Origin of the sequence: Dactylosporangium sp. NPDC005572, assembly GCF_040605515.1 — a bacterium.
GTDB lineage: Bacteria > Actinomycetota > Actinomycetes > Mycobacteriales > Micromonosporaceae > Dactylosporangium.
Genome location: NZ_JBEXCY010000322.1, coordinates 1 through 9287 on the forward strand (window position 1 = coordinate 1; position 9287 = coordinate 9287).

Annotated in this window: 6 protein-coding genes; 3 read left to right on the plus strand and 3 right to left on the minus strand. The window is 73.6% G+C overall.

All coding sequences use genetic code 11. The features are described 5' to 3' along the window. The 3 genes from ABZS66_RS58305 to ABZS66_RS58315 all read left to right on the plus strand — a co-directional run. Window positions 1-670 (plus strand): AAA family ATPase (locus ABZS66_RS58305; RefSeq protein WP_354773081.1); only part of this gene is annotated, 670 nt, incomplete at its 5' end. After that, complete coding sequence (locus ABZS66_RS58310; protein WP_354773083.1) at window positions 663-3485, plus strand: DUF5682 family protein; 2823 nt, start codon at window positions 663-665, stop codon at window positions 3483-3485. The genes ABZS66_RS58305 and ABZS66_RS58310, both read left to right, overlap by 8 nt. Beyond that, entirely contained in the window at window positions 3478-4626 is a 1149-nt protein-coding gene (locus ABZS66_RS58315) for a VWA domain-containing protein (protein WP_354773085.1), read from the plus strand. Before ABZS66_RS58310 ends, ABZS66_RS58315 begins: the two co-directional genes overlap by 8 nt. 3 nt (window positions 4627-4629) lie before the next feature. Here ABZS66_RS58315 and ABZS66_RS58320 read toward each other — a convergent pair whose 3' ends face one another. The 3 genes from ABZS66_RS58320 to ABZS66_RS58330 form a co-directional block, all read right to left on the minus strand. Then, window positions 4630-5838: an ATP-binding protein gene (locus tag ABZS66_RS58320; protein ID WP_354773087.1), complete on the minus strand. Its 1209-nt coding sequence runs from the start codon at window positions 5836-5838 to the stop codon at window positions 4630-4632. Window positions 5839-6092: 254 nt separating this feature from the next. Beyond that, window positions 6093-6827, minus strand: a complete 735-nt coding sequence (locus ABZS66_RS58325) for a hypothetical protein (protein WP_354773089.1) — start codon at window positions 6825-6827, stop codon at window positions 6093-6095. Between the two features lie 110 nt (window positions 6828-6937). Continuing rightward, the coding region (locus ABZS66_RS58330; RefSeq protein ID WP_354773091.1) for a UvrD-helicase domain-containing protein at window positions 6938-9287 on the minus strand (2350 nt) is incomplete at its 5' end.

The following is a 9287-nucleotide window of genomic DNA, read 5'->3' on the forward strand; positions in this document are numbered from 1 at the left end:
GGTGCCGAGCCCGGTCCTGCGGGCCATGGCCGACGGGCAGATCGCCCGCATCGAGGAGCTCACCCGTGTGCCGTCCGACGTGCAGGACACGCTGATCACGATCCTGTCCGAGAAGACCCTGCCGGTGCCGGAGCTCGGCGAGGAGGTGCAGGCCCGCAAGGGGTTCAACGTCATCGCCACGGCCAACGACCGCGACCGCGGGGTCAACGAGCTGTCCTCCGCCCTGCGCCGTCGATTCAACACCGTCGTCCTGCCGGTCCCGGCCGGGGTCGAGGAGGAGGTCGACATCGTCGCCCGCCGGGTCGCCGCCCTCGGCAAGGCCCTGGAGCTGCCCGAGCTGCCGCCGGCGGTCGACGAGATCCGCCGGGTCGTCACCGTCTTCCGAGAGCTGCGCAACGGCGCGACCGAGGACGGCCGGACCAAGCTCAAGTCCCCCAGCGGCACCCTGTCCACCGCCGAGGCGATCTCCGTGGTCACCAACGGCCTGGCGCTCGCCGCCCACTTCGGCGACGGCGTCCTGCGGGCCGGCGACGTGGCCGCCGGCATCCTCGGCGCCGTCGTCAAGGACCCGGTCTCCGACCAGGTCGTCTGGCAGGAGTATCTGGAGACGGTGATCCGCGAGCGCGAGGGCTGGCGCGACTTCTACCGGGCGGCCCGCCGCGGTGAGTGAGCCCCTGCTGCTCGGCGTACGCCACCACGGCCCCGGCTCGGCCCGGGCCGTGCGGCGGGCGCTGGCCGCGTTCCAGCCCCAGGTCGTGCTCATCGAGGGCCCACCGGAGGCGGACGCGCTGGTGCCGATCGCCGGCGACGAGGACATGCGGGCGCCGGTGGCCCTGCTCGCGTATCCGGCCGACCACCCCGACCCGCGCCTGCGGGCGTCGTTCTGGCCGTTCGCCGAGTTCTCGCCGGAGTGGCAGGCGATCCGCTGGGCCGTGGCCCGCGACGTGCCGGTCCGCTTCATCGACCTACCGGCCGCCGTCCGCCTCGCGGCGGGGACACCGGCGGGCGCGGCCGAGTCGCAGGACGCGGTCCGCGTCGACCCGATCGGGGCGCTGGCGGAGGCGGCCGGGTACGACGACCCCGAGCGCTGGTGGGAGGACGTGGTCGAGCACCGCTTCGAGTCGCCGGCACCTTCTTCGCCCGCGGTGCCGCCTCAGCCGACGGCTGGTCCAGCTGGTCCGGGCGTGGGGACCGTGGCACCTTCCGGGCCCGCCTCGGCCGGTGGTGCTGTCGGTCCGGGTGTGGGGGCCATGGCACCGTTCGGCTCGGTCCCAGCCGCCGGCTCGGCCCCAATCCCGGCCCCTCGCCCGGCTCCGGGCGCTGGCTCGGCTCCGGGCGCTGGCTCGGCTCCGGGCGCCGGCTCGGGCGTGGGCGCCGGCTTGGTCCCGGCCGCTGGCTCGGTCCCGGCCACTAGTCCGGCGACCATCCCCGGCGCCGGTGCAACAGGTCCGGGGCTGCGGATCGTGGCGCCCTCCGGCCCCGCCCCGGCAACCGGTCCCGTCCCGGTGACCAGCCCCGCGGCGGTCGCCAGCCCCATCCCGGCAACCGGGCCGGCTCTGACGACCTCTCCCGGAACTGGAGCCGGCCCGGGCTCGGTTGCTTCCCCGCCCCAGGCCGACCCGCCGGCCGCCGGGGCTGTGGACTTCGGCGAACTCGCCGGGGTCGGGCTGTTCGCCGCCGAGCCCGAGATCGACGCCGAGGAATTGCGGGCCGCGTCCGCGCCGTTCGCGGCGATCGCCGAGGCCATGGCCGTCGTGCGGGCGCACACGCCCGAGTTGCCCGAGGCCGAGCGGGTCGACGAGGAGCGGCGTGAAGCCCACATGCGGGCGGGGCTGCGGGCTGCGCTCAAGGAGTACGAGCGGGTGGCGGTCGTGTGCGGGGCCTGGCATGTCCCGGCGCTCACGGCGCCGCTGCCCAGCGCCTCGGCCGACGCGGCGGTACTCAAGGGGCTGCCCAAGGTCAAGGTGGCCGTGACCTGGGTGCCGTGGACGCATGCGCGGCTGGCGTCCTGGCAGGGGTACGGGGCGGGGGTGCGTTCACCGGGGTGGTACCACCACCTGTTCACCTCCGTGGACCGGCACGTGGTTGAGCGCTGGCTGGTCAAGGCGGCCGGCGTGCTGCGCAGGGATGGCGTGCCCGTGTCCAGCGCCCACGTCATCGAGGCGACGCGGCTGGCCGAGGCGCTCGCCACCATGCGCGGGCGGCCGCTCGCCGGGCTCGCCGAGGTCACCGACGCCGCGCACGCGGTGCTGTGCGACGGCGACGACCTGCGGCTCAGCCTGATCAACCGGCGGCTGGTGGTCGGCGACCGGCTCGGGCGGGTGCCGGACAAGACGCCGGCGGTGCCGATCTCGCGCGACGTCGCCGGCAGCCAGCGGCGGCTCCGCCTGCCGCCCAAGGTCGAGCGCCGGGAGCTGCGGCTCGACCTGCGCCAGGCGTTCGACCTCGACCGCAGCCGGCTGCTGCATCGGCTCCGGCTGCTCGGGGTCGAGTGGGGCAAGGTGCTGGCCGGGGCCAAGGGCAAGGGCACCTTCCGCGAGGAGTGGGAGATCGCCTGGCAGCCGGAGTTCGAGGTCGACCTGATCGAGGCGGGGGCGTACGGGACGACCGTGCTCGAGGCGGCCACCGCGCGGGTTGCCGAGCAGGCCGCCGCGGCGGAGACGCTCGCCGACGTGACCACGCTGGTCGAGCGGTGCCTGCTCGCCGACCTGCCGGCGGCGCTGCCGGGAGTGCTGGACGCGCTCGACGAGCGGATGGCGCTCGACGCCGACGTCGCCCACCTGATGGACGCGCTGCCGGCGCTGGCTCGGACGCTGCGGTATGGCGACGTGCGCGGGACGGACCTTTCGTCGCTGCGGGCGGTGACGTTCGGGATGATCACGCGCATCTGCGTCGGGCTGCCGGCCGCGGTCGGCGGGCTGGACGATGCCGCGGCGGCGGTCATGCGCGACCGGATCGACGGGGTGCAGGGCGCGCTCGCGCTGGTCGACGACGCCGACGCGACGGCGCGCTGGCAGGGCGTGCTCAGCGGGCTGTCCACCCGCGACGACCTGCACGGCCTGCTCACCGGGCGGATGAGCCGCCTGCTGCTCGACGCCGGCAGCGTCGACGCCGAGCAGGTCGGGGCTCGCATGGCGCTGGTGCTCACCGTCGGTGTGCCGGTGGCGCGGGCCGCGGCCTGGATCGAGGGGTTTCTGGCCGGCGACGGGCTGCTCCTGGTGCACGACGAGCGGCTCCTCGGGCTGGTCGACGCCTGGCTCACGGGCATTCCCGCCGAGGGGTTCGTGGAGGTACTGCCGCTGCTCCGGCGGACGTTCAGCGGCTATCCGGCACCGCAGCGGCGCATGATCGGCGAGCGGGCGGCGACCATCGGCACCGGCGGGCGGCGCCGCGGCGGCGAGGCCGACGAGGACATCGACGCGGAGCGGGGTACGTTGCTGCTCCCGGTCGTCGCCAGGCTCCTGGGGAGGGAAGTGTATGGATGACGAGCGGCTCCGGCGGTGGCGGCTCGCGCTCGGCGGCGCGGAGGGCGGCGAGGGCACCGGCTACAGCCTGACCGGCACCGACGCCGCGGTGGACGCCGCGCTCGGCGCGCTCTACGACGGCTCCCCCGACGGCCCGACGCAGCGCGGGGCCGGTCTGGGAGCGTCGGCGCCGCGGGTCGCCCGGTGGTTGGGGGACATCCGCCAGTACTTTCCGTCCACCGTCGTGCAGGTCATGCAGGCCGATGCCATCGAGCGGCTCAACCTGACCCGGCTGCTGCTGGAGCCGGAGATGCTCGACGCGGTCGAGCCCGACGTGCATCTGGTCGGCACGCTGCTGTCGCTCAACCGGGTCATGCCCGAGAAGAGCAAGCGCGCGGCCCGCAAGGTCGTCGCGAAGGTCGTCGCCGAGCTGGAGCGGCGCGTCGCCCAGCCGACCCGCACCGCGCTGAGCGGCGCGCTGAACCGGGCGGCCCGGGTCAACCGGCCCCGCCACCACGACATCGACTGGGACAAGACGATCCGCGCCAACCTCCGCCACTACCAGGCCGACCTGCGCACGGTGGTGCCGGAGCGGCTGATCGGCTACGGGCGCCGCGCACAGTCGGTCCAGCGTGACATCGTCCTGTGCGTCGACCAGTCCGGCTCGATGGCCGCGTCGGTGGTCTACTCGGGGGTCTTCTCGGCGGTACTGGCATCGATGCGCTCGCTGAAGACCTCGCTCGTCGTCTTCGACACCGCGGTCGTCGACCTGACCGACAAGCTGGCCGACCCGGTCGACGTGCTGTTCGGCACGCAGCTCGGCGGCGGCACCGACATCAACCGGGCGATCGCCTACGGCCAGCAGCTCATCACCCGGCCGCGTGACACGATCTTCGTGCTGATCAGCGACCTGTACGAGGGTGGCGTCCGCGACGAGATGCTGCGCCGTGTGGCCGCGATGACGTCCGCGGGCGTCCAGGTGATCACGCTGCTCGCACTGTCGGACGAGGGCGCCCCGGACTACGACCACGAGAACGCCGCCGCGCTGGCGGCGCTGGGGGTCCCGGCGTTCGCCTGCACGCCGGACGTGTTCCCGGAGCTGATGGCCGCCGCGATCGAACGCCGCGACCTGCACCCGATCATCGAGCGCAGCAAGTCGTAGGGCCTACTCGGAGGGCTGGGTGCGCAGGTAGCGGGCGAAGTGGGGGACCGTGAAGGCGACCGTCCCTCGCTCGCCCGAGTAGATCAGGCCCTTCTTGATCAGGGCGTCGCGGGCCGGGGACAGGCTGGCCGGCTTGCGGTTCAGGGACTTGGCGATCTCCGCCGTCGGGACCGCCTCCGACACGTCGACGGCGGGGAGGAGCGTGGCCATCGTGCGCATGTACTCGCGCTCAGCGGGCGTCGCCCGCTCGTAGCGGGAGCCGAAGAAGCCCACCGCCAGCTCGGCCTCCGCCTCGGGCGCCGCCACGCGGACGTCGGCGGCGGTGATCGGCGAGCGCGGGGCGTGGTCCCAGGTGGCCTTGCCGTAGGCCTGGACGAAGTACGGGTAGCCGCCCGAGGCCTCGTAGAGCGCGTCGAGTGCCTTCTCCTCGTACTCGACCTCCTCCCGATCGGCGGGCGCCGTCAGCGCGAGGTCGGCCGCGATCCGATCCAGCCGGTCGATCCGCTGGTACCGGAAGAGGCGCTCGGAGTACGACTTGGAAGCCGATAGCAGGGCCGGCAGGTGAGGCAGGCCCGCGCCGACGACGATGAGCGGGGCGCCGGTCTGCGAGAGCTCGTGGCATGCCGCGCACAGCGCCGAGACGTCGTCGGCCCCCAGGTCCTGCATCTCGTCGATGAACAGCGCGACGCCCGTGCCGACGTCGGTGGCCACGCTGGCGGCGTCGGTGAACAGCTCGACCAGGTCGATCTCGATGTCGCCCGAGTCGGCGCGGCCGGTGGTCGGCGGCACGTCGATGCCCGGCTGCCAGCGGTCGCGCAGCTTCGACGGGGGCTTGCGCGGATCCTCGCGCATCGCGAACGCCTTGAGCACGCCCAGGAACTCGTCGATCCGGTCCGGCGCGCGGTGATGCGGCGCGAGCTCCCGGATCGCCATGTGCAGGGCGGCCGACACAGGCCGGCGCAGGGACTCGTCGGGGCGGGCCTCGATCTTGCCGGTGCCCCAGAGCCGCGAGATGGCCTGCGAGCGCAGCGTGTTGAGCAGCACGGTCTTGCCGACGCCACGCAGGCCGGTGAGGACGAGCGAGCGCTCGGGGCGGCCACGGGCGATGCGCTCCAGCACCACTTCGAAGGCGTGCAGCTCGCGATCGCGACCGGCGAGCTCGGGCGGACGCTGCCCGGCGCCGGGCGCATACGGGTTGCGAACCGGATCCACGATCGCACAGTATCGGCGTCTCTAGCTCAGGGGCTAGAACCGCGTAGAAGAACCTCTACGGCGTGTCGTGGGATATCTAGCGTTTTCTAGCGCAGGCACAAGACTGCCCAATAAGGCGGCAGTGAAGCCCGCACTCCGGCTCGAACGAATGTACTACAACCCTACTCCGTGTCAAAACGCCGGGGGTGGGGTCGGAGAAGAACTCGGCCCGGTCCCCCGCAGGAGGACCGGGCCGGCGACGGCGAAACAGCAGGTCAGGTGCGCAGCTTCAGGCAGAGCACGAAGTCGTTCGTGTTGACCGTGCTGTCGAAGTAGTAGTCGTGGGTGTAACCGGTCACGCCGTTGCACTTCTTGACGTCGGTCGTGGCCGTGATCCGCTTGAGCACCTCGAACGTGCCGGGCGCACACGCGATCTTCTCCAGCTTCGGCGCCTTCGCGGTGCCCCGGTTGATCAGGCACTCGCCGACCTTGATGGTCGCCGCGTCGCCGGCCGAGACGCCGGTCGGGCTGGCCGAGGCGCTCGCCGAGGGCTGGGCCGAGGCCGCGTTGGAGGCCGCGCTGCTCGGGTTGGTCGAGGGCCCCGCCGACGGGGTCTGCGGCTTCTCGTCCTTCTGGAGCATGTAGTAGATGCCGGCCGAGCCGCCGCCACACAGCAGCAGCACGAGCACCACGACGAAGGCGACCGCCGCGCCGCCGGACTTCTTCTTCGGCGGCGGCGAGGGCGGCGGACCCCACTGCGGAGGCTCCTGCCCGTAGCCGGGGTCGCGGCCGTAACCAGGGTCGGGGCCGTAGCCAGGCGGCTGGCCGTAGCCGCCGCCCTGCTGACCGTAGCCACTACCGCCCTGGCCCCATTGTGTGTCCTGACCGTAGCCGCCGGGTGGCGCGCTGTAGGGGTCCGGCTGGCCGTAGGGATCCGGCTGCCCGTGCTGCTGCCACGGGTCCTGCGGCTGGCCCTGGTACGGTCCGCCCGGCGGTCCGTAACCCGACATGTCGATCCCTCCTGCGCTGGGGGTGGCGAACAGAGCCTAACGGGGTGCTCGCTGCTACGGTACTGCCCCCACCTGCCACTTCCGCCTCACGGATCCGTGCCGAACCAGGCTCAGATCAGGCGCAACTGTCGATCTTTCGGCTTCCGCGGCGCGGCCGGGCCCCGGCGCTCCAACAATCCGGGGTCGATGGCCGACAGGAACGGCGTCGGCGGCATGTCCCGCTCCGAACCGTGCCGGAAGCGCGTGCGGCTGTGCGAGAGGAAGAGCCGGTCCTGGGCCCGGGTGAGGCCGACGAAGAACAGCCGGCGCTCCTCGGCCACGTCGTCCTCCGACTGCCGCGCCCCGGCGAACGCCCGCAGCGGCAGCAGCCCGTCCTCGCAGCCGACCAGGAAGACGACCGGAAACTCGAGGCCCTTCGACGCGTGCAGCGTCAGCAGCGTCACCCGATCGGCGCGTGGATCCCAGCCGTCGACCTCCGCGCCGGTCGCGAGCGCGCCCAGGAACTCCTCGAGGTTGCTGCCGGCCCGCAGGGCGAGCGGGGTCATCAGCTCGACGGCGTTCCAGACGTCGGCCTCGCTCAGGCCGAGCACGTCGGAGTCGAGCTGGCCGCAGCGGCCGGCCACGACCTGGCCGGACAGGCGCACCCGGGCCGCGATCGAGCCGCCCAGCCCACCGGCGAACCGCAGCTCACGGGCGATGGCGGCGACGCCCGGACGGTCGAGCAGCCGGTCGTGCGACCGCTTCTGCACCGGGACGCCGGCCCGGGACAGGGCGTCGACGACCGGGCCGGCCTGGCTGTCCGTGCGGTACAGCACGGCGATGTCCGAGAAGGACATGGCGCCCACGGTCGCGCGGGAGTCGACCCGCCCGTCGTGCGAGCGGTGCGACAGGCCGCCGACCAGCTCGTCGACGGTGCGCACGACGAAGTCGGCCTCGTCGGCGACGGACGCCGCCGGGTACAGCCCGACCATCGGCGCCTCGAGGTCGAGCCGCGCCGGGTCGAGGCGGCGGCCGGGCACCAGCGTGGTCGGCGCGATCGCCTGGACGGCGGCGGCCAGGATCGGCGCCGACGAGCGGTAGTTGCGGGTCAGCCGGACCACCCGGGCGTGGATCTCGGGCGTCGAGAAGTCCTTGGTGAACCGCAGGAAGAACGAGACCTCGGCGCCGCGGAACGAGTAGATCGCCTGGTCCGGGTCGCCGATCGCGCACAGGTTGCCGCCGGGCGGGCAGAGCAGCCGGAGCAGCTCGTACTGCACCGGGTCGACGTCCTGGTACTCGTCCACGAAGATCCACTGCCAGCGTGCGCGATAGCGGTCGACCAGCGCCGGCGACTCCGACAGCAGCTGGACGGTCAGCGTCAGCAGCTCGTCGAGCGAGACCAGGTCCCGGGCCCGCAGCGCCTTCGCCAGCGTCTCCTGCATCGCCGGGTCCGCCAGCGCCCTGCGGGCCTCCCGCTCCGACAGCGGCTCCAGCGCCGCCAGCAGGTCGGCCTCCTCGGCGATGCGGAACTGCGGGGTCAGCCCGACGGCTCCCGCGTGCTCCCGCAGGATCGACAGGCCGAGCGCGTGGAACGTCGACACCGTGACCGCCTCGGTCACCGGCCCGAGCAGCCCCTCCAGCCGCTCCCGCATCTCCTCCGCGGCCCGCCGGGTGAACGTGATCGCCAGGCACTCCTCGGGATACACGTCCAGCTCGGCGCACAGGTACGCGATCCGGTGGGTCAGCGTGCGCGTCTTGCCGGTGCCCGGCCCCGCGACGATGAGCAGCGGCCCGCCGGGCGCCGAGGCCGCCACCCGCTGCAGTGCGTCGAGCCGGTCGAGCAGCCCGGTGCCGACCTCCTCCATGCCGGCCAGCATGGGTTCGAGCGGTTCGTGCGGCGACGGCGGCGGCGCGATCGGCGGCGGAGCCTCGACGATCGGCGGCTCGACCGACCTGGGCCGACGCTTCGCCGCGGCTTTCGCGGCAGGTTGACGCTGCTTCGGTACCACCGGGATGTCGAACAACGTCTCCTCTTGGACGGCAGGCGCGAGCTCAGCCGGGTCGAACAGCCGGATCACGCCGTACTCGCCGTCGTACCCCGGCGTCCGGTGCACCTGGCCGCGCCGCAGCCGCGCGATGCCCTCCCCGAGCAGCTCCCCGCCGACGCGCACGATCTCCTCGACCGGCACGTCCCGCAGGATCGCCAGCTCCGAGCCCAGCTCCGCGACGAGCGTGTTGAGCTGGGCGTCGACCGTCTTCGACTTCGGCCCCACGCCGTTGAGCTCGCCGAGGATCTCGTGCAGCTGGATCAGGTGCGTCACTCCCGGCGCACCCTCCGGCAGGAATCCGTCCGGACGGTCGGCCAGCTCCTCGACGCGGTGCAGGACGCCGACGGTCAGCGGCTTGCCGCACTCCGGGCAGCGCCCCTGCGCCTCGCGGGTGCGGGCCGGCGGCCAGCTGACGTCGCACGCCCGGTGCCCG

Bases quoted from the DNA above. Each gene is read 5' to 3' on its own strand.
- ABZS66_RS58315 (WP_354773085.1), top strand. From the start codon at position 3,478: ATGGATGACGAGCGGCTCCGGCGGTGGCGGCTCGCGCTCGGCGGCGCG.
- ABZS66_RS58325 (WP_354773089.1), bottom strand. From the start codon at position 6,827: ATGTCGGGTTACGGACCGCCGGGCGGACCGTACCAGGGCCAGCCGCAG.